The 26,381-nt window shown below is 50.5% G+C and carries 23 protein-coding genes and 1 pseudogene; 14 read left to right on the top strand and 10 right to left on the bottom strand.

The features are described 5' to 3' along the window. Window positions 1–87 precede the first annotated feature (87 nt). The 5 genes from EHN13_RS14975 to EHN13_RS14955 are packed head-to-tail and all read right to left on the bottom strand — an operon-like array spanning window position 88 to window position 4,812. Window positions 88–678, bottom strand: a complete 591-nt coding sequence (locus EHN13_RS14975) for an ATP-binding cassette domain-containing protein (RefSeq protein ID WP_048211938.1) — start codon at window positions 676–678, stop codon at window positions 88–90. After that, window positions 662–1,456, bottom strand: a complete 795-nt coding sequence (locus EHN13_RS14970; protein ID WP_115643515.1) for an ATP-binding cassette domain-containing protein — start codon at window positions 1,454–1,456, stop codon at window positions 662–664. The genes EHN13_RS14975 and EHN13_RS14970 overlap by 17 nt, the downstream gene beginning before the upstream one ends. Then, window positions 1,450–2,262 carry an ABC transporter permease gene (locus EHN13_RS14965; RefSeq protein ID WP_121584524.1) on the bottom strand — a complete coding sequence of 271 codons (813 nt, stop codon included), beginning with the start codon at window positions 2,260–2,262 and terminating at the stop codon, window positions 1,450–1,452. Before EHN13_RS14965 ends, EHN13_RS14970 begins: the two co-directional genes overlap by 7 nt. Next, window positions 2,252–3,226 (bottom strand): ABC transporter permease, encoded by a 975-nt coding sequence (locus tag EHN13_RS14960; protein ID WP_061068819.1) that lies wholly within the window; start codon window positions 3,224–3,226, stop codon window positions 2,252–2,254. The genes EHN13_RS14965 and EHN13_RS14960 overlap by 11 nt, the downstream gene beginning before the upstream one ends. Next, entirely contained in the window at window positions 3,226–4,812 is a 1,587-nt protein-coding gene (locus tag EHN13_RS14955) for an ABC transporter substrate-binding protein (RefSeq protein WP_061067745.1), read from the bottom strand. The genes EHN13_RS14960 and EHN13_RS14955 overlap by 1 nt, the downstream gene beginning before the upstream one ends. Before the next feature lie 432 nt (window positions 4,813–5,244). On the opposite strand from EHN13_RS14955, the gene EHN13_RS14950 reads away from it, so the two are divergent. Then, on the top strand, window positions 5,245–7,332 hold the full coding sequence (locus EHN13_RS14950) for a TonB-dependent receptor (RefSeq protein WP_101741752.1): 2,088 nt from the start codon (window positions 5,245–5,247) through the stop codon (window positions 7,330–7,332). Between the two features lie 102 nt (window positions 7,333–7,434). Next, window positions 7,435–7,677: a helix-hairpin-helix domain-containing protein gene (locus tag EHN13_RS14945; RefSeq protein WP_048211943.1), complete on the top strand. Its 243-nt coding sequence runs from the start codon at window positions 7,435–7,437 to the stop codon at window positions 7,675–7,677. Window positions 7,678–7,714: 37 nt separating this feature from the next. Here EHN13_RS14945 and EHN13_RS14940 read toward each other — a convergent pair whose 3' ends face one another. The 3 genes from EHN13_RS14940 to icd all read right to left on the bottom strand — a co-directional run bounded on the left by EHN13_RS14940 (window position 7,715) and on the right by icd (window position 12,024). After that, window positions 7,715–9,643, bottom strand: coding sequence for a putative bifunctional diguanylate cyclase/phosphodiesterase (locus EHN13_RS14940; protein WP_048211944.1), 1,929 nt, complete (start codon window positions 9,641–9,643; stop codon window positions 7,715–7,717). A 17-nt stretch (window positions 9,644–9,660) separates the two neighbouring features. Further along, window positions 9,661–10,155, bottom strand: coding sequence for a putative pterin-binding protein (locus tag EHN13_RS14935; RefSeq protein ID WP_048211945.1), 495 nt, complete (start codon window positions 10,153–10,155; stop codon window positions 9,661–9,663). A 618-nt stretch (window positions 10,156–10,773) separates the two neighbouring features. Further along, window positions 10,774–12,024, bottom strand: coding sequence for an NADP-dependent isocitrate dehydrogenase (gene icd / locus EHN13_RS14930; protein WP_124021661.1), 1,251 nt, complete (start codon window positions 12,022–12,024; stop codon window positions 10,774–10,776). A 202-nt stretch (window positions 12,025–12,226) separates the two neighbouring features. Between icd and rluE the strand changes: the two genes are divergently transcribed. From rluE to roxA, 8 genes are all read left to right on the top strand, one after another. Continuing rightward, window positions 12,227–12,850, top strand: a complete 624-nt coding sequence (rluE, locus tag EHN13_RS14925; RefSeq protein WP_124021660.1) for a 23S rRNA pseudouridine(2457) synthase RluE — start codon at window positions 12,227–12,229, stop codon at window positions 12,848–12,850. Between the two features lie 13 nt (window positions 12,851–12,863). Beyond that, window positions 12,864–13,325: an NUDIX hydrolase gene (locus tag EHN13_RS14920; protein ID WP_048211947.1), complete on the top strand. Its 462-nt coding sequence runs from the start codon at window positions 12,864–12,866 to the stop codon at window positions 13,323–13,325. Window positions 13,326–13,378: 53 nt separating this feature from the next. Continuing rightward, window positions 13,379–14,485, top strand: a complete 1,107-nt coding sequence (mnmA, locus tag EHN13_RS14915; RefSeq protein ID WP_048212599.1) for a tRNA 2-thiouridine(34) synthase MnmA — start codon at window positions 13,379–13,381, stop codon at window positions 14,483–14,485. A 34-nt stretch (window positions 14,486–14,519) separates the two neighbouring features. Continuing rightward, entirely contained in the window at window positions 14,520–15,161 is a 642-nt protein-coding gene (gene hflD, locus EHN13_RS14910; RefSeq protein ID WP_016153409.1) for a high frequency lysogenization protein HflD, read from the top strand. Window positions 15,162–15,164: 3 nt separating this feature from the next. Then, a complete protein-coding gene (gene purB, locus EHN13_RS14905; protein ID WP_005120992.1) occupies window positions 15,165–16,535 on the top strand; it encodes an adenylosuccinate lyase in 1,371 nt (456 codons plus the stop codon). A 163-nt stretch (window positions 16,536–16,698) separates the two neighbouring features. Then, window positions 16,699–17,370 (top strand): two-component system response regulator PhoP, encoded by a 672-nt coding sequence (gene phoP, locus EHN13_RS14900; protein WP_061068817.1) that lies wholly within the window; start codon window positions 16,699–16,701, stop codon window positions 17,368–17,370. Next, window positions 17,370–18,833, top strand: a complete 1,464-nt coding sequence (gene phoQ / locus EHN13_RS14895) for a two-component system sensor histidine kinase PhoQ (RefSeq protein WP_048211949.1) — start codon at window positions 17,370–17,372, stop codon at window positions 18,831–18,833. Before phoP ends, phoQ begins: the two co-directional genes overlap by 1 nt. Window positions 18,834–18,925: 92 nt before the next feature. Next, on the top strand, window positions 18,926–20,047 hold the full coding sequence (roxA, locus tag EHN13_RS14890; protein WP_061067742.1) for a [50S ribosomal protein L16]-arginine 3-hydroxylase: 1,122 nt from the start codon (window positions 18,926–18,928) through the stop codon (window positions 20,045–20,047). Window positions 20,048–20,153: 106 nt separating this feature from the next. On the opposite strand, the pseudogene pepT reads toward roxA, so the two are convergent. Further along, window positions 20,154–21,377: pseudogene (gene pepT / locus EHN13_RS14885) on the bottom strand (peptidase T). A 250-nt stretch (window positions 21,378–21,627) separates the two neighbouring features. On the opposite strand from pepT, the gene potA reads away from it, so the two are divergent. Genes potA through potD form a run of 4 tightly spaced genes read left to right on the top strand, consistent with a single transcriptional unit; the run spans window position 21,628 to window position 25,455 of the window. Further along, window positions 21,628–22,764: a spermidine/putrescine ABC transporter ATP-binding protein PotA gene (gene potA, locus EHN13_RS14880; RefSeq protein WP_124021659.1), complete on the top strand. Its 1,137-nt coding sequence runs from the start codon at window positions 21,628–21,630 to the stop codon at window positions 22,762–22,764. Further along, window positions 22,748–23,605 carry a spermidine/putrescine ABC transporter permease PotB gene (gene potB / locus EHN13_RS14875; protein WP_003030793.1) on the top strand — a complete coding sequence of 286 codons (858 nt, stop codon included), beginning with the start codon at window positions 22,748–22,750 and terminating at the stop codon, window positions 23,603–23,605. The genes potA and potB overlap by 17 nt, the downstream gene beginning before the upstream one ends. Next, window positions 23,602–24,381 carry a spermidine/putrescine ABC transporter permease PotC gene (gene potC, locus EHN13_RS14870; protein ID WP_003030794.1) on the top strand — a complete coding sequence of 260 codons (780 nt, stop codon included), beginning with the start codon at window positions 23,602–23,604 and terminating at the stop codon, window positions 24,379–24,381. The genes potB and potC overlap by 4 nt, the downstream gene beginning before the upstream one ends. A 27-nt stretch (window positions 24,382–24,408) precedes the next feature. After that, a complete protein-coding gene (gene potD / locus EHN13_RS14865) occupies window positions 24,409–25,455 on the top strand; it encodes a spermidine/putrescine ABC transporter substrate-binding protein PotD (protein WP_029139492.1) in 1,047 nt (348 codons plus the stop codon). 99 nt (window positions 25,456–25,554) lie between these two features. On the opposite strand, the gene cobB is transcribed toward potD, so the two are convergent. Next, window positions 25,555–26,376 (bottom strand): Sir2 family NAD+-dependent deacetylase, encoded by an 822-nt coding sequence (gene cobB / locus EHN13_RS14860; RefSeq protein ID WP_040231971.1) that lies wholly within the window; start codon window positions 26,374–26,376, stop codon window positions 25,555–25,557. Window positions 26,377–26,381 lie beyond the last annotated feature (5 nt).

Below are 26,381 nucleotides of genomic sequence, written 5' to 3'. Positions count from 1 at the left end.
TTTCACCCTCAAATCATTTGCGAGTGAAATGTTATAATATAACGTATCAATTAAATCAATAGACCAGCTGCAAGCCCTTGTCTCATTTCACGCTACAATGAGCTTGCTGGAACAAAGCTGATCAAGCAATGCCTGCTGATGGCTGATAATCAGCATAGCCAATGGCCGACGCTGACATTCTTCAAGCAGCAGCGCCCAGATATCCCTTTGAATGGAAGGATCGAGCTGGGCGGTAATTTCATCGGCAATCAGAAAACGCGTACGCGGGTCGAGCGCCCGCAGTATGGCAATTCGCGCCAGCTCACCGCCCGAAAGTTGTCCGGGACGACGCGTTAGCCACTCCGGCTTAATATGCAGTCGGGCAAGCGTTTCTGCATCTGGCCGCCAGGCATCATGAACCGCATCACCGGTACTCCGTCTGGGGTTAAAGGTTAATTCCGGATGCTGCGGTACAAGCTGCACCGGGCAATATTGATGGCGCGGCAACGGTTGGTCATCAACCAGAACGTCGCCGGACGTCGGCTTTTGCCACCCCGCAAGCACACGTCCCAGCGTTGTTTTTCCGGTTCCACTGGGTGCGCAAATCCCAATGCGCTCCCCTGGTGACAACGAGAACGAGAGATTTTGCCACAGTATTTTACCTCCCTGACGAATGAACACATCACGACAGCACAGCATACCGCTCTCCAAAAAGTTGATTTCTTTCGGGCAGCGCTCGCCATTGCCGTTTTAGATGTTCACTAATTTCACCGCGTAAAAGCTGTTCCCGGCTAACATTATCCGACACCGTTCCTTGATGCAGCGCGACAATGCGATCTGCGTGACGTGCAGCCAGAGTGAGATCATGTGTCACCCATAAAACGCCCGCGCCCCGCTCACACAGGCCGCGTAGCTGTTCCAGCAGTTGATTTGCCAGAGGCGCATCAAGCCAGGCGGTAATCTCATCAGCAAGAATATAACGAGCCTGGCTGAGTGCGGCATGACACGCCAGAATGCGTTTGGCCATTCCTCCCGAAAGCTGACGCGGGAAAGCCTCTAACACGGTGGTTTCCAGATGATGACGTTCGAGCAAGTGTTCAATTTGCCCTGCATTCCACGCCTGACCGGAAAGCTGGCTGGCTCTTCGTAAATGCTTTTCAATAGACAGCAGCGGATTCAGCGCCTGCACACCTTGCGGAACATAACTAAACGTACTGCCACGGCATGCCCGGATGTCATTGTTATCCAGCATTTTCCCATTAAGGGTGATATTGCCATGAAAGCGCAAATTTTCCGGCAACAGATCGAGTAAGCATTGCAGCAGCAGGCTCTTACCCTCACCACTGCCCCCCACTAACGCCACCATCTGGCCCGGCGCAACATCAAAGGAGACATCCTGCAGCAACGAGGACCATTTTTTTGCGCCGTACCAGCGATAACGCGCCACTTCCAGCGAAATCTGCCGCAAACTCAACATGCATCACCTCTCAACCATAAACGATGTACCGCCCGGGCAAGTTGATCAAATAGCATCACAAGGAGAAATAGCATCAGCCCTGGAAACAGCACCAGCCACCAGTCGCCATGACTGATAAACCGCAGCGCATCTGCCAGCAACAGTCCCAGCGAAGGTTCGTGGGGTGCCAGCCCGAAGCCAAGGAAACTTAACGCTGCACTGTGCAATACCGCATGAGGGAACATCAGCAACGTTCCCGTTAACCACTGGGGCAATAGCGCAGGTAAATAGTGATACCGCCAGCAGTAAAAGTGGCCATGCCCCAGTCGCCAGGTGAGTGTCAGGTAATCACTGTGGGCAACGCGTTCCGCTTCAGCACGTAAAATCAATGCCAGCCGCGGCCAGTGTGTGAGCGCAACCGCCATAATCACCCCGCTTTTCCCGCCGCCCAAGGTAAAACAGATCAAAATCAGCAGCAGAAGGTGCGGCATGGACAACATCGCATCGGTGATCAGACGCATGACGACATCCAGGCGTGGGTGCAGACGGGAAATCGCCGCCATCAGTAACGCAATGAATCCGCTGCACAGCGCCGCGCCAATACCGATTTGCAGGCTGGTTAGCGCCCCCTGAAAGCAACGAACCCACAGGTCGCGCCCCAGATTGTCGGTACCAAACCAGTACAGCGCATCAGGCGGAAGATGACGCACAAGAAGATTCACGTTCAACGGATTATCCAGCATAGCTGCGCCATATACTGCAATAAATAACAGGCCGCTCACGGATAGCAGAAGACGAACAAGCGTCGGCGTCGGGTTATAGAGCATCAGGTCGCTCCAGCGCGCGATTCAGAACATGGACAAACCAGGCAGAGAGAGAGTTACCAATAAACACCAGCACGGTACTGAACAAGACAATCCCCATCAGTAACGGCAGGTCACCGCGTAATCCGGCATCGATGGTAGCCTGCCCCAGCCCCGGATAGGCAAAAACTTTCTCAGCCAGCAACGCACCGCCCAACAGTTCGCCCAACGAGGCAAACTGTAGACATAGCGCTGGCGTGATGGCGTGTCGCAGAACCTGGTGACGCAACAGCGACCACCCCTTGTCACCCTGCGAACGCGCAAAACGAACAAATTCGCTTTTCATCACGCTGGCGATACTTTCCCGCGTGTGCAACGTAATTTGCCCCAGCCCCAGCAGGCTAAGTGCGCAAACAGGGAGAACCAAATGGCGTAGACGTTCAGTCAGCGTTGCCATATCGCTGTTATTTCCCGGTTCCCACGCACAACAGACCGGGAACAGCGGCCAGCGTACCGCAAATACTGCCAACAGCAGCATGCCAATCCAAAAGGTCGGTAAGGAAGAAAGCAGATAGCTAAGTCGGCAGATGGCTTTATCCGGCCAACGGTTCAGGTAGCGGCCGGCAACAAACCCCATTGTCGTTCCCAATAAACCGGAAACCAGCCACGCACCGCTCAGCAGCGCAAACGAGGTCGCAAACCGCTCCTTAATCACGCTGGCAACAGGGGCATTAAACAACATCGAGTAACCAAGGTCGCCCTGTAGCACGCGTAAGAACCAGTGGAAAAAACGCTCCCACAGGGGTTGATCCAGGCCCCAACGAGCAGCAATACGTGCATATTGCTCCGGCGGAACATGCAGCAAATCGTTGCCAATATAGGCCCGGATTGGATCGACCGGCGAAAAGCTGAGCAAGATGAAAGTGCCAGCCGCGACCAGCACTAACAACACTATCAGCCGTAATACATGGCCTAAAACAGACTTCATCAACGACAGGTCCAGGTCCATTCGTCCAGATTATTGAGCAGTGACCAGCTACCGTGAATTTCCGGTGCACCTTTGCCCAGATCGATGCACGGATTCGCCAGATAGGTGTGCTGAATATTCAGCAGCCATGCCCATGCGGCATCCCCTTGTACGCCTGCGCCTTGTTTACCATCCCACTCAACCTGTTGCCAGAAAGGCAACGCTTTTTGCCAGTCTGGTGCATCAATGGCCTGCTTGAGATGTTGCTCGACCACCGGATTGCTGTAGTAGCCCGGGTTGTAATACTCCACACCCGCCGCCTGCCCGCTGTAGTGATGGAAAAGCTCCATCGGATCCAGGCTCCCCCAGCCGAACAACGTAGGATTAGCATGCATATGACGTTCGACGGTTTCCCAGCTACCCGACTGCAGCGAAATCTGAATACCCACTGGCTCCAGCATCGCACGTACGGCCTCGGCTAAATCCCGGCGCGTACTGTCGCCGCTGGCGTACCACAACGTCAGACGCGCCTCTTTACCGTCTTTCACCCGTACGCCGTCTTTGCCCACTTTCCAGCCGGCCTGATCCAGAATCGTCCGGGCTTTTTCAGCGTCGCCATCTTTGAATGCCACCGAAGTCCCCTGCCATGGCAACCCCTGAACCGCGCTATACGCGGGGATCGCATGCCCCTCCATAACCTGCCCGGCAAGCTGCTTACGGTCAATGGCGTAATTGATCGCACGCCTGATAGCAATATCGGCTGTAATATCGTTCCCAACCGGATAACCATTAGCATCTTTCTTCCCAGCCGGAACCATTGGGAAAACAATACCGCGGTTTTCTACACTGTCGCGAACCCACAGTTTTAAATTCTGCTGTGCGGGCGCCACCGCCATCGACGGCGCAATACGTACCAGTCCCAGTTGGCCACTACGCGCTGCGGCGTATGCGTTATCCTCATCGAGGAATACAAACACAAGCCGGTTGAAATCATTCTTCTTACCGGCATACCACGGGTTTGCTTCCACGATCAGTTGCTGCCCAGGTTGAAAGCTCACCAGGCGGTAAGGACCTGCGCCAATCGGATTTTTGGCAAATGTTTTTTCGTCATACTGTTTTGCCGGAACAATACCTAACGAACCGAGCACGTTCACAAAAGTGCTCTGCGGATGGCTAAGCGTAATTTCTGCCGTGCGGTTGTCTATCACGCGGGCATGGGTGAAATTCCCCATGTCAATTTTCCCACCACTTTTTGCGGCTTTGTTATAGGTGAAGACCACATCTTCAGCCGTTAGCGGCGAACCATCAGAGAATTTGAGATCGGGCTTAAGCGTCAGCGTCCAGGTTTTGCCGTCGGCACTGGTCACCACTTTTTCCGTCAGCAGGTTTCCCCAGCTCATATCCGCATTTTGCTTTAACACAGGTGCATGCAACAACAGATAGCTGCCATGACTCCAGCCCAACATTGGGTCAAATCCCTCCGTCGGCTCGGGCCCAATGGCCAGTTTTAACGTCTGGCCTTCGTCTGCATTTTTCGCAGCGAGGAGTGGTGAGGTTAATGCGAGAGTCAGTGCGCACGTCAGCAGTGCCAGCTTGCCTTTAATCATTCTCTTATCCAGATTTACGTTATTTTTATCGCGTTTAACGAACAATTTACGTTAGACGGTCTCCTGGGGAAGGGATTATGGCGGACAGTAATGTCGAAAAAAATGATGCAGCGCAGAAAAGTATGACGATTTTTAAAAAACATCATACGACTTTCTAATACCCGGTACTTTCACCTCTCACTTCGCTGAAGTGGCTAAGCAAAATCACCGTATTTACTCGCCTTTATATTAAATAAGAAGCAATAGTTGCAGGAAAAACTATTCACCAGCTTCGGTTTTTACCTACCTCAAATTCATGACAATTTATGTATATTTATTAAAGAAAGACACAGTAAGTGACAAGTTATGTAAATATATAATGATAATTATTTGTATTATCATTTTCATCATTTATCTTACTGCCTTTGAATTTTTAACAAAGGAAGTTTGACTATGCGTTTAAAACCTGTTGCCTCTGTCGTTCTGTCCTGTATAGGGTTTACCAGCCCCTTTGTCTTCGCTGAAGACGTGATGGTAGTAACCGCTTCTGGTTACGAAAAAAAGATCACCAATGCGGCTGCCAGCGTTTCCGTTATTTCACAGCAAGAGTTACAAACCAATAAATATAACGATTTAGGTGAAGCTCTGCGTTCTGTGGAAGGTGTGGATGTCGAAAGTAGCACGGGTAAAACCGGCGGTCTGGAAATTAGCATCCGTGGTATGCCCGCCAGCTATACCCTGCTCTTGATTGACGGTATCCGTCAAAATGGAAGCAGCGACGTGACACCGAACGGCTTTTCAGCCATGAACACCAGCTTTATGCCTCCACTGGCGGCAATCGACCATATTGAAGTGATCCGCGGTCCGATGTCGACGTTATACGGTTCCGATGCCATTGGCGGCGTCGTCAATATCATCACCAAAAAGAGCACCGATAAATGGAGCACGTCCATTAATACCGGCGTTAACCTGCAAGAAAGTAATAAATGGGGTAACAGCACTGTCGCCAACTTCTGGTCAAGCGGCCCATTGATCGCCGGTGTACTGGATATGCAAGTTCGCGGCAGCACCACGCAGCGTCAAGGCTCCAGTGTCACTTCGCTGAGCGATACCTCTTCCACCCGCGTGCCGTATCCTACGGAATCTGAGAATTACAATATCGGCACTCGCCTGGACTGGAAAACCAGTGACAGCAATACGTTGTGGCTGGATCTCGATTCCGCCAGACAACGCTACGATAACGATGATGGACAGCTTGGCAATCTGACCGGCGGATATGATAAGACGCTGCGTTATGAGCGTAACAAAGTGACGCTCGGCCACGATACCGCATTAACATTTGGTACCTGGAAATCCTCTGTAGGCTGGAATGAAACCGAGAACAAAGGCCGCCAGTTGGTCTCCTCGGCACTGACACCAGAGAACGCGAGCCGGGCCGGCGACGCACGTGAACTGAAGAACACCAACGTTATTTTGGATTCCATGCTGCTGACGCCGTTAGGTGACTCGCACCTGTTGACTATCGGGGGAGAATACTGGGATGCCCGCATGAAGGATGGTGTCGTGCTGGCCAATACCGGCGAGACATTCCACCAGAAAACATGGTCGGCCTATGCTGAAGATGAATGGCATATACTCGATTCTCTGGCCTTAACCGTGGGGACTCGCTATGAACATAATGACGTCTTTGGCGGGCACCTCAGCCCACGTGCCTATATGGTCTGGGACGTATCCGATGAGTGGACCCTCAAAGGCGGCGTCACAACGGGTTATAAAGCGCCATCGCTCAGCCAACTTCATAATGGCATCAGTGGCGTAACGGCACAGGGGACGGTCAATACCGTCGGGAACCCGAACCTTAAACCTGAAGAAAGTACCAGTTACGAAACCGGGCTTTACTATGAGAATGACGCTGGGCTGAACGCCAACGTCACGGGTTTCTATACCGAATACAAAAATAAAATCGTTTCGTATTCTATCGATGATAATACCAACAGCTACACCAACAGCGGTAAAGCAAGAACCGATGGTATCGAGTTTGCCAGTACATTCCCGCTATGGTCGGACTCGCTGAGTTTATCTCTCAACTACACCTATACCCAGAGCAAGCAAAAAGATGGCGAGAATAAAGGCGCGCCACTGAGTTATACCCCGAAACACATGGCGAACGCCCGTCTGAACTGGCAGGCAACGGAAGATATGAACGCCTGGCTGAGCGCTCGCTACCGCGGTAAGGCTCCACGCTATACGGAGAATTACGACAACCTCAGCGCCGTCCAAAAGGCGGTGTATGACGACAAAGGTGCAAATTTAAAAGCCTGGACCGTTCTGGACATGGGGATGTCTTATAAACTGACCAAAGAACTGACGCTGAATACGGCGGTGAACAACGTGCTGGATAAAGACTTTAGTGACGTCACGCTGTATCAGGTTGGCCGCAATAGTACTTATGCAGGCGACTACTATCAGACTGCACAATCCACGACCGGATACGTCAACCCGGGCCGTAACTACTGGGTATCCTTAAACTACCAGTTCTAGTTTTGCTTACCTCTGTTGGCCAGGCTATAACTGATAGCCTGGCCGCTATCAGCGTGTATTCGTAAGCGGATTGTCAGTATTGCGCATACGTAAGGAGAGACAATGCCCTTTTCAACCACTGAGCGTCAGGCACTTCTGTCATTAAAAGGCGTTGGCCCCAAAGTCATCGAGCGGCTTGAGCAACTTGGTTTCCACTCGCTTGCCGATCTTAAAAACTCTACTGTCGACGATATTACCCAGCAAGCGGCGTCAATGGTCGGCTCGACATGCTGGAAAAACAGTCCGCAAGCGAAAGCGGCAATTGCCAACGTCTTAGCGCTGGCAAGTACGTTGTCGTTACGCTGATTTAGCATATCGCCAGGGCACGAGGAACGGGCGTTATTTAACCGTTTCTGATTTTCCCATTGATACCCGGCTGCGGTTTACCAAACAGATACCCTTGCGCGAAATCGCAGCCCAAAGCCTGAAGGCTCGCCAGCTGTTCCTCTGTTTCGACACCTTCTGCAACAGCTTTCATATTCAGCGATTTCGCCATACCAGTAATAAGCCTGATGATATTAAGGGCGTCTTCCTGCGTAGATATCGAATGCACAAAGGACTTGTCTATTTTGATTTTATCGAAAGCAAGCCGACTCAGTCGCGAAAGAGAAGAGTATCCGGTACCAAAATCATCGATGGAGATTTTTACCCCCAGAGCTCTGAGCTTGTTAAGCGTATTCATCGGCGTATTGCTCTCCGTAAAGAGAGAGGATTCCGTCACTTCCAGCTCGAGACGGTCTGCCGGAAGTCCGGTTTCTTTCAGAATGGACAGCACGATTCCGGCAAAGGCCTTGCTGCTTAGCTGGACAGGTGAAACATTGACTGAAATTTTAACCGGTACGGTCCAGGACGCTGCTTCCCTGCATGCAATTTCAAGCACAGATTTTCCCATCTCGTTAATCATTCCTGTTTTTTCTGCAACAGGAATAAAACTATCCGGCGACAGAAGCCCTTTTAGAGGATGTATCCAACGAATAAGGGCTTCATAGCTGTAAATTTCCTGGCTGAAAGAATCGACAATAGGCTGATAATAAACCACGAATTCTTTATTCACTATGGCCATTGCCATATCATGCTCAAGAGTTCTGCTTTCTTGCAGCTTTTCTAACATCCGCTGTCGGAAGACTTTTATTTTACCCGAGCCTTCATTTTTCGCTTCATAAAGCGCCAGATCGGCAAATTTATAAAGATAGTCGGAACGGCGTTCAGTTTCAGAGATAACAATACCAACACAAGTGGTTATATTTATAATTGCGTTATAAATAGTGTAGGGTTGGTTGATAAAATCACATATTTTTTGGGCTCGGGAAACAGCATGACTCTCTGTCAGACCGCTCGAAAGAAAAGCAAACTCATCGCCGCCTAAACGATATAGCGTGTCGGAACCCTGGCTCATAGAAATCAAACGATGGGATATCTGACGTAATAACATATCACCGGCATCATGGCCATACGTATCATTTACCTCTTTGAATCGATCTAAATCGAACAACATCACCGTCACAGAGTCATTGTTTTTTTCTGCCATCTCGATGGTTTTATTTAAATCCCCCCAGAATAACTGGCGATTGTTCATCTCGGTGAGAGAGTCGTGATAGACGTCATACTCCAGTTTTGCATTCTGGATCTGCAGTTTTTCTTTAGATTCCTGAAGTTCCTCAGCAAGGCACTTAACCTGGAGATGTGCTCTCAAAATGTTTCTGTTCTGAAAAAAAATCAGAACCCCCAGTATCGCACTCAATATTATAAGCAATACTGAAATAGCTGAATAAATATAATACAGGGTTTGAATGTTAATATTTGTATTATTAATCGAGCTAACATCTTTATCTAACGCACCGGATGAAAGACGGGCTAGCGGTGCATCAAGCGCATGCATTTCTTTCAGGTATGCCTTGAGTTCTGAACGATTCATTTTCTCAAGATGAACATCCAGATAATTAAGCATTTTTTCAAGCTGTATAGCCAGTTCATAATGCGCTTGATTGCTCTCTATATAATGCCCTAAATCACCTTCCTTTATTAAATCGCTCTGGCTGAGCATAATATCGAGACGCAGGCGCACAGCATCGAGCGTCATCGTATCATCACTAATGTAGAGACCAAGCCACGATTCAAATCGGTAATATTCTGATACCATTTGAACAGCAGACCATGAATCGGTGTAGTGAGTCAGTTTCTGTAGTTCTTGTTGTCTTTCGTGCACAAGGAAAGATATATATCCGGTAGATATAAAAAGGAAGAATATAATGCCAGCCAGTATTCTGTTCATGATGGTCCTCTGAACCCCTACTCAATTTTCATTGAGCTGACCTGCCATGCTGACCTTGAATAAAAAATCTGATTATTCAGTTCAGGAATGCTGTCATAGGGATACACGATGAATAGTGGGCCTTTATCACGGATGCGCATATATTCTCCGTTGATTTTTAGAGCAAGAATAACATTATATTTTTTGAAATCACTGAGTGGGATAACGGTGGTGTAGTCATTGAGCGCAGTGACTTTAACAACAGAACCTTTTGCCCCGACATAATCCATGAGCTTTTGCAGCGAGATACCCGTAAAGGTAGTGCGTCCATTATACCAGGGTGAGGAGGTCTGGAAACTTACCGTGCCCAGATTCTCGAGACTGGCGATATCAAAAATGGCTTTCCCGTCTTCATTGGTATTTTCTATATTACCGGACACTGTTAAAAGGACTTTACCGACAGGTTTGGAAAGTTCACCGGCCCAGACCTGGGTAGTGACGACAAAGCTTAACAACATGACAATTAACCGCATTCTAACCTCACCAATCTATCGAATGTAAGAGAATTATAATTTAGTTATTATGCTATTTACACATGCTGCCCAGCGATTATTGATACTGTAAGCTTCCCCATCTTTTAGCCCATTAAAATCAAAGAGTTAATCTAAATTTATTTTTTGACATTGCTTAAAAAAGGCCATTACTGTTATTTGCGACACAGTAAATTTCGCTACCACCGTACAAAAAATAAGCTGCCTGTTTAAGTAGTAAAAATAAACACACATAAATATAAAGGTCTATTTTTTCAGGCAACAGCAGGATATTGTTTTTCCGGCAGAGGGTTTCACGCCTCTCATCGAATGAGTGCTGTGCAATGAATCACCAGAACCTGGTTTTGCAGCTCATCTATAAAAAATATGATTGCTTGTCGGGTCGAGATATCCTGGCAAGAACCGCGTCATTGAGCTTACAGACCAGACGTAAATATCAATTTGTGTTCGCCAACACTAATCACAAATACCATGAGGGTAAAAAATACAAATCTGGCGTAGAGCCCCGGCAGGTTTAAAGCGGTTTTAATCGCCACCGAATTCCATTGAAAAAAAACGGGAACCCCCCGGTTCCCGTTCTCACACAACCCAGAATCTGGATTACATGTTTTCGATGATCGCGTCACCAAACTCTGAACATTTCAGCAGCTTAGCGCCATCCATCAGACGTTCGAAGTCATAGGTTACGGTTTTCGCGTTAATCGCGCCTTCCATACCTTTAACGATCAGGTCAGCCGCTTCGGTCCAACCCATGTGGCGCAGCATCATTTCTGCAGACAGGATGATGGAACCTGGGTTCACTTTATCCTGGCCTGCGTACTTCGGTGCAGTACCGTGGGTTGCTTCAAACAGCGCACATTCGTCACCAATGTTGGCACCCGGTGCGATACCAATACCGCCAACCTGTGCTGCCAGCGCATCGGAGATGTAGTCACCGTTCAGGTTCATACACGCGATAACATCGTACTCAGCGGGACGCAGCAGGATCTGTTGCAGGAACGCATCGGCGATAACGTCCTTAACCACGATCTCTTTACCAGTTTTCGGGTTCTTGATTTTAACCCACGGACCGCCATCAATCAGTTCACCACCGAACTCTTCACGCGCCAACTGGTAACCCCAGTCTTTGAACGCGCCTTCGGTGAATTTCATAATGTTACCTTTATGAACCAGGGTAACAGAATCACGATCGTTAGCGATGGCGTACTCAATCGCTGCACGAACCAGACGCTTGGTCCCTTCTTCGGAACACGGCTTGATACCGATACCGCAATGTTCCGGGAAGCGGATTTTCTTCACGCCCATCTCTTCGCGCAGGAATTTAATCACTTTCTCAGCATCAGAGGAGTCCGCTTTCCACTCAATCCCCGCATAGATATCTTCTGAGTTTTCACGGAAGATGACCATGTCGGTCAGTTCTGGGTGTTTAACCGGGCTAGGCGTACCCTGGTAATAACGCACCGGACGCAGGCAGACATACAGGTCAAGTTCCTGACGCAGGGCAACGTTCAGAGAGCGAATACCGCCGCCAACTGGAGTGGTCAGTGGGCCTTTGATGGCAACACGATATTCACGAATAAGATCAAGGGTTTCAGCAGGCAGCCAGACGTCCTGGCCATAAACCTGAGTGGATTTCTCACCGGTGTAGATTTCCATCCAGGAGATTTTACGCTCGCCTTTATAGGCTTTCTCGACAGCAGCATCGACAACTTTGATCATCGGTGGGGTTACATCAACGCCGATACCGTCGCCTTCAATGAACGGGATAATCGGATTTTCAGGAACGTTGAGTTTGCCGTTTTGCAGGGTGATCTTCTTACCTTCCGCCGGAACAACTACTTTGCTTTCCATTCACCTCTCCTTCGAGCGCTTCTGGTTCTGCTCGTCTGTCATCGCGCTGCATGTGCGTTTGCGTCCTGCTGCACGAATGCGTTAGAGCAATTTTTTGTTAATGTTTTGTAATGAGCATGTCAATACTACCCTAATGTTTGCCGCCATGAAAGACACTCGTTCTTAGGCTATAATGCGGCAATTGATATAATCTGAAAATACCATGCAAAAAACTTCTTTTAGAAATCACCGGGTTGAGCGATTCAGCTCACGACAAGTCACCAGGCAGCGTAAAGAAAACCAGCCAAAACGCGTGGTTTTGTTCAATAAACCCTACGATGTTTTGCCGCAATTTACGGACGAGGCAGGCAGAAGCACGTTAAAAGATTTTATTCCCGTGCCGGGAATCTATGCTGCGGGCCGACTCGACCGGGACAGTGAAGGGCTTTTGGTGCTGACCAATGACGGTGCACTGCAGGCTCGTTTAACACAACCCGGAAAGCGCACCGGGAAAATTTATTACGTCCAGGTTGAAGGTGAGCCGACGACAGAAGCGCTGAATGCGCTGCGTACCGGGGTAATGCTCAATGACGGTCCCACGCTGCCAGCAGGTATTGAAGTGGTAGAAGAGCCTGCATGGCTGTGGCCGAGAAACCCACCCATTCGGGAGCGGAAAAATATCCCCACCACCTGGCTGAAAGTGACCTTATATGAAGGCCGCAACCGCCAGGTTCGCCGTATGACAGCACATGCTGGATTCCCGACGCTGCGCCTCATTCGCTACGCCATGGGAGATTACACACTGGATAATCTCGCCAATGGTCAATGGCGGGATGTAACTAACTGAATAAGGAACAGGTATGTTCAAACCGCACGTCACGGTCGCCTGCATTGTGCATGCAGAAGATAAGTTTTTGGTCGTTGAGGAAACAATCAATGGCAAAGCCTTGTGGAATCAACCAGCAGGACATCTGGAAGCGGATGAGACGTTAGTGCAGGCCGCCGCGCGCGAGCTCTGGGAAGAGACAGGTATCCACGCACAGCCACAACATTTCATTCGAATGCATCAATGGATTGCGCCGGATAAAACGCCCTTTTTACGTTTTCTGTTTTCTATCGAGCTTGCCAATATGTGCGCTACCGAACCTCATGACAGCGATATAGATTGCTGTCACTGGGTCAGCGCAGAAGAAGTTCTCTGCGCGCCAAACCTGCGCTCACCGCTGGTTGCGGAGAGCATTCGCTGCTACCAGAGCGGACAACGCTACCCGCTGGCGATGATCGGTGAATTTAACTGGCCGTTTACAGAGGGTGTCAAGTAAGGGGCTGCGTGCTAGAATATGCCGCCTTGAAGTTCAATGTCGTGAGTATTCCTATGTCTGAAAGCCCAAAAAAAGTGATCGTCGGCATGTCCGGCGGTGTCGATTCCTCCGTTTCTGCCTGGCTGTTGCAACAACAGGGTTATCAGGTAGAAGGCCTGTTCATGAAGAACTGGGAAGAGGACGATGGCGAGGAATATTGCACAGCAGCCGCCGACCTTGCGGATGCTCAGGCTGTCTGTGACAAACTCGGCATTGAGCTGCATACCGTCAACTTTGCCGCAGAATATTGGGACAACGTCTTTGAACTGTTCCTTGAAGAGTACAAAGCGGGTCGTACGCCGAACCCGGATATTCTGTGCAACAAAGAAATTAAGTTTAAAGCCTTCCTCGAATTTGCCGCTGAAGATTTAGGTGCCGATTACATCGCCACCGGTCACTACGTGCGTCGCGCGGATGTCGACGGTAAAAGTCGATTGCTGCGTGGGCTTGATGGCAATAAAGACCAAAGCTATTTCCTCTATACCCTCGGCCATGAGCAAATCGCGCAAAGCCTGTTCCCGGTTGGCGAACTGGAAAAACCGCAGGTACGTAAAATTGCCGAAGATCTGGGTCTGGTTACTGCGAAGAAAAAAGACTCCACCGGCATCTGCTTCATCGGTGAACGTAAGTTCCGTGAGTTCCTCGGTCGTTACCTGCCAGCACAACCCGGCAAGATCATTACCGTTGACGGTGAAGAAATTGGCCAGCATCAGGGGCTGATGTATCACACCCTGGGTCAGCGTAAAGGTCTGGGTATTGGCGGAACAAAAGAAGGTACCGAAGATCCATGGTATGTGGTGGATAAAGACGTTGAGAACAACATTCTGGTTGTCGCTCAGGGTCATGAACACCCGCGCCTCATGTCCGTTGGCCTGATTGCACAGCAATTACATTGGGTCGACCGTCAACCGTTCACCGGCACCATGCGCTGCACGGTGAAAACCCGCTATCGTCAGACCGACATTCCGTGCACCGTTAAGGCACTGGATGCCGAGCGTATTGAAGTCATTTTCGATGAACCCGTCGCGGCGGTAACGCCGGGTCAGTCGGCGGTCTTTTACAATGGCGAAGTGTGCCTCGGCGGCGGCATTATCGAACAACGATTGCCTCTGCCGGTATAATTATTTACACATTTGATACAAGGAAGCAGTGAACGTGGCAAAGAATTATTATGACATCACCCTCGCCCTGGCAGGCATTTGTCAGTCGGCACGCCTGGTGCAAGAACTGGCGCACCAGGGGCATTGTGATGCCGATGCATTACACGTTTCACTGAACAGCGTCATTGACATGAATCCCAGCTCTACGCTGGGCGTGTTTGGCGGCAGCGAGGCCAACCTGCGTCTCGGTCTGGAAACGATGCTCGGTGTGCTCAACGCCAGCAGCCGTCAGGGGCTGAACGCGGAACTTACCCGCTATACATTAAGCCTGATGGTACTGGAGCGTAAGCTTTCGGCCGCCAAAGGCGCCATGGACACGCTGGGAGACCGTATCAACGGCTTGCAGCGCCAACTGGACCATTTTGATTTGCAGTCAGAAACACTGATGAGTGCGATGGCCGGCATTTATGTTGACGTCATCAGCCCACTCGGCCCGCGTATTCAGGTCACTGGCTCCCCGGCTATCCTGCAGAGCCCACAGGTTCAGGCCAAAGTACGCGCTTCATTGCTGGCTGGCATTCGCGCTGCCGTGCTCTGGCATCAGGTAGGTGGCGGCCGTCTGCAACTCATGTTTTCTCGTAATCGCCTGACGACTCAGGCAAAACAAATTCTTGCTCATTTAACCCCGGAGTTGTGATCTATGGAATTATCCTCACTGACCGCCGTTTCCCCTGTCGATGGACGCTACGGCGATAAAGTCAGCGCGCTGCGCGGGATTTTCAGCGAATACGGTTTGCTGAAATTCCGTGTACAGGTTGAAGTACGCTGGCTGCAAAAACTGGCCGCGCACGCAGCGATCAAGGAAGTTCCTGCTTTTGCTGCCGACGCAATCGGTTACCTTGATGCGATCGTCGCTAACTTCAATGAAGAAGATGCTGCGCGTATCAAAACCATCGAGCGTACGACCAACCATGACGTGAAGGCAGTTGAGTATTTCCTGAAAGAAAAAGTGGCGGATATCCCGGAACTGCACGCTGTTTCCGAGTTTATCCACTTCGCATGCACCTCAGAAGACATCAACAACTTGTCTCACGCGCTGATGCTGAAAACGGCGCGCGACGAAGTAGTCCTGCCGTACTGGCGCCAACTGATTGATGGCATCACCGCGCTTTCTGTTGAATATCGCGATATTCCCCTGCTCTCCCGTACTCACGGTCAACCTGCCACCCCGTCAACGATGGGCAAAGAGATGGCAAACGTGGCGTACCGCATGGAACGTCAGTATCGCCAGCTCAACCAGGTTGAAATCCTCGGTAAAATCAACGGTGCTGTGGGTAACTATAACGCCCACATCGCCGCTTACCCGGAAGTTGACTGGCATCAGTTTAGCGAAGAGTTCGTCACCTCGCTGGGCATCCAGTGGAACCCCTACACCACGCAGATTGAGCCGCACGACTACATTGCTGAGCTGTTTGATTGCATCGCCCGTTTTAACACCATTCTGATCGATTTCGATCGCGACGTCTGGGGTTACATTGCGTTGGGTCACTTCAAGCAGAAAACTGTTGCCGGTGAAATTGGTTCTTCCACCATGCCGCACAAAGTAAACCCTATCGATTTCGAAAACTCTGAGGGTAACCTGGGCCTGTCTAACGCGGTTCTGCAACACCTGGCGAGCAAACTGCCGGTTTCCCGCTGGCAGCGCGACCTGACCGATTCAACCGTTCTGCGTAACCTGGGCGTGGGCATTGGCTATGCGCTGATCGCCTATCAGTCCACGCTGAAGGGTGTGAGCAAACTGGAAGTGAACCGCGATCATCTGCTGGATGAACTGGATCATAACTGGGAAGTTCTGGCAGAGCCGATCCAGACCGTGATGCGTCGCTATGGCATTGAAAAACCGTACGAGAAGCTGAAAGAACTGACTCGCGGCAAACGCGTTGACGCTGAAGGCATGAAGCAGTTTATCGATGGTCTGGCGCTGCCGGAAGACGAGAAAACCCGCCTGAAAGCCATGACGCCGGCCAATTACATTGGTCGCGCCATCACCATGGTTGATGAACTGAAGTAATCTGCACTCCGCCAGATGCTGAACAGAAGCCGGATAAGCGTAAGCGATTCCGGCTTTTTATCGCCGCATTAACATCCCTTCCCCCGGTTTATTAAATGTTTATCCCCACTGCCACATAATCAGCGTTAAACTATTCGTACCATGAATTTAGGGAGAAACAATGATGCGCGTGCTGGTTGTTGAGGATAATGCATTATTACGTCACCACCTTAAGGTTCAGCTACAGGATTTAGGCCACCAGGTGGATGATGCAGAAGATGCAAAGGAAGCAGACTATTTTCTTAATGAACACTTGCCGGATATTGCGATCGTCGATTTAGGACTCCCCGATGAAGACGGACTGTCACTGATCCGCCGCTGGCGCAGTAATGACGTTTCATTGCCCATTCTGGTGTTAACCGCCCGTGAAGGCTGGCAGGACAAAGTGGAAGTGCTCAGTGCCGGTGCAGATGATTACGTCACAAAACCGTTTCACATTGAAGAAGTGGTTGCAAGAATGCAGGCATTGATGCGCCGCAATAGTGGTCTGGCCTCGCAGATAATCTCGCTTCCGCCATTTCAGGTGGACCTTTCTCGCCGCGAACTGTCCGTGAACGATGAAGTGATCAAACTCACGGCGTTCGAATACACCATTATGGAGACGCTGATCCGTAATAGCGGCAAAGTCGTTAGTAAAGATTCGCTTATGTTACAGCTCTACCCGGATGCTGAACTGCGTGAAAGTCACACCATTGATGTCTTAATGGGACGTCTGCGCAAGAAAATTCAGGCGCAATATCCGGACGATGTGATCACCACGGTACGTGGGCAAGGTTATCTTTTTGAACTGCGCTGATGAATAAATTACTGCGTCATTTTTTCCCGTTATCACTGCGGCTGCGCTTTTTGCTGGCAACCGCAGGCGTTGTACTGGTCCTCTCGCTGGCTTACGGCATGGTGGCTTTGGTTGGCTATAGCGTCAGCTTTGATAAAACAACATTTCGTCTGCTACGTGGCGAAAGTAATCTGTTCTATACCCTGGCGAAATGGGAAAACGGCAAAATCAATGTCGAGCTACCTGAAAATCTCGATATGCAAAGCCCTACAATGTCGCTGATTTATAATGAAAACGGTAAGCTGCTCTGGGCCCAACGCGACGTACCCTGGCTGGTACAACGTATTCAACCAGACTGGCTAAAGACAAATGGTTTTCATGAGATTGAAGCCAATGTCGACGCCACCAGCACATTGCTACGCGAGGATCATTCGGCACAACAGAAGCTAAGAGAAGTCAGAGAAGATGACGATAATGCAGAAATGACCCACTCCGTGGCAGTGAACATCTACCCTGCCACCGCCAGAATGCCACAACTGACCATTGTGGTTGTTGATACCATTCCTATTGAGCTCAAACGCTCATATATGGTCTGGAGCTGGTTTATTTATGTGCTGGTTGCCAATTTACTGTTGGTTATCCCGTTGCTGTGGGTTGCAGCCTGGTGGAGCCTGCGACCTATCGAATCACTGGCGCGCGAAGTCCGTGAGCTTGAAGAGCATCATCGCGAGATGCTTAATCCTGCCACCACGCGTGAACTCACCAGTCTGGTGCGTAACCTCAACCGCTTATTAAAGAGCGAACGTGAGCGCTACGATAAATACCGTACCACGTTAACCGACCTCACCCACAGCCTGAAAACACCGTTGGCCGTATTGCAAAGCACGCTACGTTCGATGCGTAATGAGAAAATGAGCGTGAGCGATGCTGAACCCGTCATGCTGGAGCAAATTAGCCGTATTTCACAGCAAATTGGCTATTATCTGCATCGTGCCAGCATGCGCGGCAGTAGTGCCCTTCTCAGCCGGGAATTGCATCCGGTTGCACCGTTGCTGGATAAACTGACCTCTGCATTAAACAAGGTGTACCAGCGTAAAGGGGTTAACATTAATCTCGACATTTCGCCTGAGACAAGCTTTGTGGGTGAACAGAACGACTTCGTCGAAGTGCTGGGCAACGTCCTGGATAACGCCTGTAAATATTGCCTGGAATTTGTCGAGATCTCAGCGCAATTAACGGAAGATCATCTGCACATTGTGGTAGAAGATGACGGCCCCGGTATTCCACACAGTAAACGTGAAGTGGTGTTCGACCGTGGTCAGCGCGTGGATACCTTACGCCCCGGGCAAGGCGTGGGTTTGGCTGTCGCACGTGAGATCACCGAGCAATATGACGGGCAGATTATCGCTGGCGACAGTCTGCTGGGCGGAGCGCGCATGGAAGTTATTTTCGGCCGCCAACATCCGGGACAAAAAGACGAGTAATCTTTACATGTAATAAATATGTACTGACTTCACGCTTGAGGTTAAGTATCCGTTATAATCGGTTGCAGATACCAGCCTGCGGGATGCTCATTATGGAATACCAACTCACTCTTAACTGGCCCGATTTTCTTGAACGTCACTGGCAAAAACGCCCGGTGGTCTTAAAACGCGGCTTTAACAACTTTATTGATCCACTCTCCCCTGACGAACTGGCTGGGCTGGCAATGGAAAGCGAAGTCGACAGCCGGTTGGTCAGCCACCAGGATGGCAAATGGCAGGTTAGCCACGGTCCTTTCGAAAGCTATGACCATCTTGGTGAAAGCAACTGGTCACTGCTGGTCCAGGCCGTAAACCACTGGCACGAACCAACTGCCGCGCTGATGCGGCCATTCCGTGAATTGCCGGACTGGCGCATTGACGATTTGATGATCTCATTTTCTGTACCCGGTGGTGGTGTTGGCCCGCATCTGGATCAATATGATGTGTTCATCATCCAGGGAACCGGTCGCCGTCGCTGGCGTGTGGGTGAAAAACTGCAGTTGAAGCAGCATTGTCCGCACCCTGACCTGCTCCAGGTTGATCCGTTTGAAGCCATCATTGATGAAGAGCTGGAGCCAGGCGATATTCTGTATATTCCACCTGGATTCCCGCACGAAGGCTACGCGTTAGAAAACGCGATGAATTACTCGGTAGGTTTCCGCGCACCGAATACCCGGGAGCTGATCAGCGGATTTGCGGATTACGTTCTGCAACGCGAACTGGGTAGCACGTACTACAGCGATCCAGATCTACCGCCGCGCGACCATCCAGCAGACGTGCTGCCACAGGAAATGGACAAGCTGCGCGAAATGATGCTGGGGCTCATTAACCAGCCGGAGCATTTTAAACAGTGGTTTGGCGAGTTTATCTCTCAGTCGCGTCATGAACTGGACGTTGCGCCGCCTGAGCCGCCTTATCAGCCTGACGAAATCTATGATGCCCTGAAGCAAGGCGATGTTCTGGTTCGTCTGGGTGGATTGCGTGTACTGCGCATTGGCGATGACGTTTATGTAAATGGTGAGAAAATTGACTCCCCTCACCGTCCGGCGCTGGATGCGCTCGCCAGCCATATTGTTCTGACAGCGGAAAACTTTGAGGATGCACTGGAAGATCCGTCTTTCCTCGCCATGCTTGCCGCACTGGTGAATAGCGGATACTGGTTCTTCGAAGGATAACCTATTGAGAGTGCGCCGGAAGGCGCTTCGCTTATCCGGCCTACAAATAGCGTATCCCGTAGGCCGGATAAGCGAAGCGCCATCCGGCATCTACCGGCAAAAGCGGCTACTGTTTCGCCGTCAATTCCGCAATTCGCACAATCACCTGCACGGCTTTTTCCATGCCTTCCAGTGTCACAAACTCATGCTTACCATGGTAGTTATAGCCACCGGTGAACAGATTCGGGCAAGGTAATCCCATGAACGACAGTTGCGCGCCGTCGGTACCACCACGAATGGGTTTAAGATCCGGCTCAATGTCACAATCGCGCATTGCCTGCTGGGCGATATCCAGCACATGCGGATGCTCGATCACTTTTTCACGCATATTGTAGTAGCTGTCTTCAATCACCAGCTCGATATAGCAGTCCGGATGTAACCCTTTACCGACCTTTTTGGCAATATCCATGATTTTGCGTTTACGCGCTTCAAACTGCTTACGGTCAAAATCGCGGATAATGTAGTGCATATCAGCCCGATCAACCGTCCCTTTCATGCTTGCCAGATGGTAAAAACCTTCATAGCCTTCCGTCGCTTCCGGGCTTTCATCGGCGGGAACTTCGGCATGGATGCGAGCCGCCAGCGACAGCGCGTTCACCATCACCCCTTTTGCCGTACCCGGATGCACATTGTTACCGACGATCTTGATATTGACCGACGCGGCGTTGAAGTTTTCAAACTCCAGTTCGCCCACGCCGCCACCGTCGACGGTATAGGCTCACTGCGCATCAAATGCTGCAACGTCGAAATGCTTCGCGCCTTTACCGACCTCTTCATCTGGCGTAAAGGCCACGCGGATATCGCCATGCGGAATATCTTTTTGTATCAACACAGCCAGTGCGGTCATGATTTCGGCGATACCGGCTTTATCATCCGCACCCAGCAGCGTTTTGCCATCTGTGGTGATCAACGTCTGACCCAGAAGTTGATGCAGCACCGGGAACATCACCGGCGACAAAACCTCATCGCCAATACCGAGCGCAATATCGCCGCCGCGATAGTTTTCGACAATTTGCGGATTAACGTTTTTACCGCTGAAATCCGGTGAGGTATCCACATGGGAAATAAAACCGATCGCGGGAATATTACCTGCAACGTTAGCGGGCAACGTTGCCATCAACGTCCCCTTGTCGCTCAAGGTAATATTGACCAGTCCCATCTCTTCGAGTTGCTGCTTAAGCAACTGCAATAACTTCCACTGTCCTTCAGTGCTGGGTACCTGCCGCACGCCCGATTTTGATTGGGTGTCCAGCGACACGTAGTGTAAAAAACGCTCAAGTAGTTTATCCATGCAGTCACCCTCACTTTTTGTGACAACATTATCAATAAGCAACAAAAGACAAATATTGCGTCAGGTCACTTTTATCCCCGCAAGTGAGAATATTTCTCCCTGACATCCCCTCTGACTATAGGGTTAAGTCAGTAATTCGCAACAAGGATTGGCGATTACAATGGTTTGCCGTAGAATAACCGCCCTCATTAAGAGTCATCAAGGTGGTTAACCACAAACCCCGCATCGGTCAGCCATCCGTTGCGTTTACATGGGACAGAGTAAAAAATTGAATAAACAACCGCGTTCGCTTTCTCCACTGGTGCAATTAGCGGGAATTCGCAAAAGTTTCGATGGCAAAGAGGTGATTTCCAGCCTGGATTTGACCATCAGCAATGGCGAATTTCTCACGCTGCTCGGCCCCTCTGGCTGCGGTAAAACAACCGTTCTTCGCCTGATTGCCGGTCTGGAAACGGTTGATTCCGGTCATATTATGTTGGACAACCAGGACATCACTCACGTTCCTGCGGAAAACCGCTACGTGAACACCGTCTTCCAAAGCTATGCGTTATTCCCCCACATGACCGTGTATGAGAATGTGGCCTTTGGTTTACGCATGCAGAAAACCCCCGCAGCCGATATTCCTCCTCGCGTTACTGAAGCCCTGCGCATGGTGCAACTGGAAGAGTTCGCTCAGCGAAAACCGCATCAACTCTCCGGTGGCCAACAGCAGCGCGTGGCGATTGCCCGTGCGGTGGTCAATAAACCGCGTTTACTCCTGTTAGATGAATCTCTCTCTGCGCTGGACTACAAACTGCGCAAGCAGATGCAGAACGAACTGAAAGCGTTACAGCGTAAGCTGGGTATCACTTTCGTCTTTGTCACTCACGATCAGGAAGAAGCGCTGACTATGTCAGACCGTATCGTGGTGATGCGTGACGGCAAGATTGAGCAGGACGGTACACCGCGCGAGATCTACGAAGAGCCGAAAAATTTGTTCGTTGCCGGATTTATCGGCGAGATCAATATGTTTAACGCCACGGTGATAGAACGTCTGGACGAGCAGCGTGTTCGTGCTAACGTTGAAGGCCGCGAGTGCAATATTTACGTCAACTTCGCGGTGGTTCCTGGACAGAAACTGCACGTTCTGTTACGCCCGGAAGATCTGCGCGTGGATGAAATCAACGACGATAATCATATCGAAGGCCTGATCGGCTACGTGCGCGAACGCAACTACAAAGGCATGACGCTGGAGTCGGTTGTGGAACTGGAAAATGGCAAGATGGTGATGGTCAGTGAATTCTTCAACGAAGACGATCCTGACTTTGACCACTCGCTCGACCAGAAAATGGCGATTAACTGGGTAGAAAGCTGGGAGGTCGTACTGGCTGATGAAGAACACAAGTAAATTCCAGAGTGTGGTGATCGTCACCATTGTCGGTTGGCTTGTGTTGTTTGTCTTTCTGCCCAACCTGATGATCATCGGTACCAGTTTTTTGACCCGCGACGACGCCAATTTCGTCAAAATGGTCTTTACGCTGGAAAACTATACACGCCTGCTCGATCCGCTCTATTTTGAGGTGCTGGTTCATTCCCTCAATATGGCGCTGATTGCCACGCTCGCCTGCCTGGTACTCGGCTACCCGTTTGCCTGGTTTTTGGTGAAACTGCCGGAAAAAGTGCGCCCGCTGCTGCTGTTCCTGCTGATTGTTCCGTTCTGGACCAACTCACTTATCCGCATCTACGGACTCAAAATTTTCCTCAGTACCAAAGGCTATCTCAACGAATTTCTGTTGTGGCTCGGCGTTATCGATACTCCTATTCGTATCATGTTTACCCCCAGCGCGGTGATTATCGGCCTGGTGTACATCCTGCTGCCGTTTATGGTGATGCCGCTCTATTCCAGCATTGAAAAACTCGATAAACCGCTACTGGAAGCCGCGCGTGATTTGGGTGCCAGTAAACTTCAGACCTTCACCCGCATCATTATTCCGTTGACGATGCCGGGAATTATCGCCGGATGTCTGTTGGTTATGCTGCCAGCCATGGGGCTGTTTTACGTATCCGACTTAATGGGCGGGGCGAAAAACCTGCTGATTGGTAATGTGATTAAAGTGCAGTTCCTGAACATCCGCGACTGGCCGTTTGGTGCCGCCACCAGCATTACGCTGACCATTGTGATGGGGCTGATGCTGCTGATCTACTGGCGCGCCTCGCGCTTGCTGAACAAGAAGGTGGAACTCGAATGATCGGTCGGCTGCTCAGAGGCGGTTTCATGACCGCTATCTACGCGTATCTGTATATTCCAATCATCATTTTGATTGTGAACTCCTTTAACAGCTCGCGCTTCGGCATTAACTGGCAGGGTTTTACCACCAAATGGTACGGCCTGCTGATGAACAACGACAGTTTGCTGCAGGCGGCACAGCACTCACTGACGATGGCCGTGCTCTCCGCGACCTTTGCCACCCTGATCGGTTCACTGACTGCGGTCGCTTTATATCGCTACCGTTTTCGTGGCAAACCATTTGTCAGCGGCATGTTGTTTGTGGTGATGATGTCGCCGGATATCGTGATGGCAATTTCGCTGCTGGTGCTGTTTATGCTGATTGGCATTCAACTGGGCTTCTGGTCGCTGCTGTTTTCACATATCACGTTCTGCCTGCCTTTTGTGGTCGTAACGGTCTACTCACGTTTGAAAGGCTTTGACGTACGTATGCTTGAAGCAGCTAAAGACCTGGGTGCCAGTGAAGTGACCATTCTGCGCAAGATCATTCTGCCACTGGCCATGCCGGCGGTAGCTGCAGGTTGGTTGCTAAGTTTTACGCTGTCGATGGATGATGTCGTGGTTTCGTCCTTCGTCACCGGACCCGGCTATGAAATTTTGCCATTAAAAATCTACTCAATGGTTAAAGTCGGTGTATCACCAGAGGTGAATGCACTGGCAACCATTTTGTTGGTTCTGTCGCTGGTTATGGTGATCGCCAGCCAGCTTATTGCACGTGATAAAACCAAGGGCCGTTAAGGCCCTTAATTCAGGGGACGTTAAATGATGAAAAAATGGTCACGCCACCTGCTCGCGGCGGGTGCTCTGGCACTGGGCATGAGCGCCGCTCACGCGAATGACAACAACACGCTTTATTTCTACAACTGGACCGAATACGTTCCGCCAGGATTACTGGAACAGTTCACCAAAGAGACCGGCATTAAGGTAATCTATTCGACCTACGAGTCGAACGAAACCATGTACGCCAAGCTCAAAACCTATAAAGACGGTGCGTACGATCTGGTGGTTCCGTCCACCTATTACGTCGATAAAATGCGTAAAGAAGGCATGATCCAGAAGATCGACAAGTCGACGTTAACCAACTTCCACAACCTCGATCCGGAAATGCTCAATAAGCCGTTTGACCCGAACAACGACTACTCAATCCCGTATATCTGGGGTGCAACGGCCATTGGTATTAACAGTGATGCCATTGATCCCAAAACCGTGACCAGTTGGGCTGACCTGTGGAAACCGGAATACAAGGGCAGCCTGCTGTTAACGGATGATGCCCGCGAAGTGTTCCAGATGGCGCTGCGCAAGCTGGGATACTCCGGCAATACCACCGACCCGAAAGAGATTGAAGCTGCGTATAACGAGCTGAAGAAGCTAATGCCTAACGTTGCGGCGTTTAACTCTGACAACCCGGCCAATCCGTATATGGAAGGTGAAGTCAATCTGGGGATGGTGTGGAACGGCTCCGCATATGTTGCGCGTCAGGCAGGTACACCGCTGGAAGTCGTCTGGCCGAAAGAAGGTGGGATTTTCTGGATGGACAGCCTGTCTATTCCGGCAAATGCTAAAAACAAAGAAGGTGCGCTGAAGCTGATTAACTTCCTGCTACGCCCGGACGTGGCGAAAGAAGTGGCGGAAACTATTGGTTATCCAACGCCAAACCTGGCGGCACGCAAGCTGCTAAGTCCGGAAGTCGCGAATGATAAAACCCTGTACCCGGATGCAGAAACCATCAACAAAGGGGAATGGCAGAACGATGTTGGTTCCGCCAGCGCCATCTATGAAGAGTATTATCAGAAGCTGAAAGCAGGACGCTAATTGCCCTCCTCGTAGGCCGGATAAGACGCGCCAGCGTCGCATCCGGCGCATCATAACTGCCCGATGGCGCTGCGCTTATCGGGCCTACGCCATCCGTGATCACAATCCCTTCAATAACTTCTCCACAAACTCGGGCACCACCTGGCTTGCCGGGCCGTAATACTTCTCTTCGAACTCGCTACCCACCTGGCTTGGCTCCAGATTTAACTCCACCGTATGCGCCCCATGCAGACGCGCTTCGTGGACAAAACCCGCAGCCGGATAAACATGCCCTGACGTGCCAATGGCAATGAAAACATCTGCCATCGCCAGCGCCATATAAATTTCATCCATCCCCAGCGGCATTTCGCCAAACCAGACAACGTGCGGTCGCAGGGGCGCAGGGAACTGGCAGCAATGGCATTTGTCTTCTGGCGTGACATCCCCTGTCCAGTCTAAAATCTGCCCGCTTTGCGAACAGCGAACCTTAAGAAGCTCGCCGTGCATGTGGATAACGTTCTGACTTCCCGCACGTTCGTGCAGATTATCAATATTTTGCGTTACCAGTAGAAAGCGATCACCCAGCTCGGCTTCGAGTTTTGCCAACGCAATATGCGCCGCGTTTGGCTGAATTTCGGGCTGTTGCAACTGGTGACGACGGGCGTTATAAAACGACTGAACCAGTCCAGGATTACGGCTAAATCCTTCCGGCGTTGCCACATCCTCAACCCGATGTTCTTCCCAAAGACCATCCGCAGCACGGAAGGTACGAATCCCTGATTCAGCGGAAATTCCCGCGCCAGTCAGGACTAACACCCTTGGTTTTTCCACCAGTTCAGGCACCACTCTGTCTCTGAAAAAGATCCGTTGACGCAGGCGATCGCGCAAATGGCGTTTATTTTTACGAAAACGGCTTAATCGATGACCCCGACGCGACAGCATAACAA

This window comes from Citrobacter youngae, assembly GCF_003818115.1.
In the GTDB taxonomy this organism is placed as follows: domain Bacteria; phylum Pseudomonadota; class Gammaproteobacteria; order Enterobacterales; family Enterobacteriaceae; genus Citrobacter; species Citrobacter youngae.
Note: the sequence above shows the minus strand (reverse complement) of the source record. Positions and strands in the feature narration are given on the sequence as shown.

Bases quoted from the DNA above. Each gene is read 5' to 3' on its own strand.
- EHN13_RS14975 (WP_048211938.1), bottom strand. From the start codon at position 678: ATGCTGTGCTGTCGTGATGTGTTCATTCGTCAGGGAGGTAAAATACTG.
- EHN13_RS14970 (WP_115643515.1), bottom strand. From the start codon at position 1,456: ATGTTGAGTTTGCGGCAGATTTCGCTGGAAGTGGCGCGTTATCGCTGG.
- EHN13_RS14965 (WP_121584524.1), bottom strand. From the start codon at position 2,262: ATGCTCTATAACCCGACGCCGACGCTTGTTCGTCTTCTGCTATCCGTG.
- EHN13_RS14960 (WP_061068819.1), bottom strand. From the start codon at position 3,226: ATGAAGTCTGTTTTAGGCCATGTATTACGGCTGATAGTGTTGTTAGTG.
- EHN13_RS14955 (WP_061067745.1), bottom strand. From the start codon at position 4,812: ATGATTAAAGGCAAGCTGGCACTGCTGACGTGCGCACTGACTCTCGCA.
- EHN13_RS14950 (WP_101741752.1), top strand. From the start codon at position 5,245: ATGCGTTTAAAACCTGTTGCCTCTGTCGTTCTGTCCTGTATAGGGTTT.
- EHN13_RS14945 (WP_048211943.1), top strand. From the start codon at position 7,435: ATGCCCTTTTCAACCACTGAGCGTCAGGCACTTCTGTCATTAAAAGGC.
- EHN13_RS14940 (WP_048211944.1), bottom strand. From the start codon at position 9,643: ATGAACAGAATACTGGCTGGCATTATATTCTTCCTTTTTATATCTACC.
- EHN13_RS14935 (WP_048211945.1), bottom strand. From the start codon at position 10,155: ATGCGGTTAATTGTCATGTTGTTAAGCTTTGTCGTCACTACCCAGGTC.
- icd (WP_124021661.1), bottom strand. From the start codon at position 12,024: ATGGAAAGCAAAGTAGTTGTTCCGGCGGAAGGTAAGAAGATCACCCTG.
- rluE (WP_124021660.1), top strand. From the start codon at position 12,227: ATGCAAAAAACTTCTTTTAGAAATCACCGGGTTGAGCGATTCAGCTCA.
- EHN13_RS14920 (WP_048211947.1), top strand. From the start codon at position 12,864: ATGTTCAAACCGCACGTCACGGTCGCCTGCATTGTGCATGCAGAAGAT.
- mnmA (WP_048212599.1), top strand. From the start codon at position 13,379: ATGTCTGAAAGCCCAAAAAAAGTGATCGTCGGCATGTCCGGCGGTGTC.
- purB (WP_005120992.1), top strand. From the start codon at position 15,165: ATGGAATTATCCTCACTGACCGCCGTTTCCCCTGTCGATGGACGCTAC.
- phoP (WP_061068817.1), top strand. From the start codon at position 16,699: ATGCGCGTGCTGGTTGTTGAGGATAATGCATTATTACGTCACCACCTT.
- phoQ (WP_048211949.1), top strand. From the start codon at position 17,370: ATGAATAAATTACTGCGTCATTTTTTCCCGTTATCACTGCGGCTGCGC.
- roxA (WP_061067742.1), top strand. From the start codon at position 18,926: ATGGAATACCAACTCACTCTTAACTGGCCCGATTTTCTTGAACGTCAC.
- potA (WP_124021659.1), top strand. From the start codon at position 21,628: ATGGGACAGAGTAAAAAATTGAATAAACAACCGCGTTCGCTTTCTCCA.
- potB (WP_003030793.1), top strand. From the start codon at position 22,748: ATGAAGAACACAAGTAAATTCCAGAGTGTGGTGATCGTCACCATTGTC.
- potC (WP_003030794.1), top strand. From the start codon at position 23,602: ATGATCGGTCGGCTGCTCAGAGGCGGTTTCATGACCGCTATCTACGCG.
- potD (WP_029139492.1), top strand. From the start codon at position 24,409: ATGAAAAAATGGTCACGCCACCTGCTCGCGGCGGGTGCTCTGGCACTG.
- cobB (WP_040231971.1), bottom strand. From the start codon at position 26,376: ATGCTGTCGCGTCGGGGTCATCGATTAAGCCGTTTTCGTAAAAATAAA.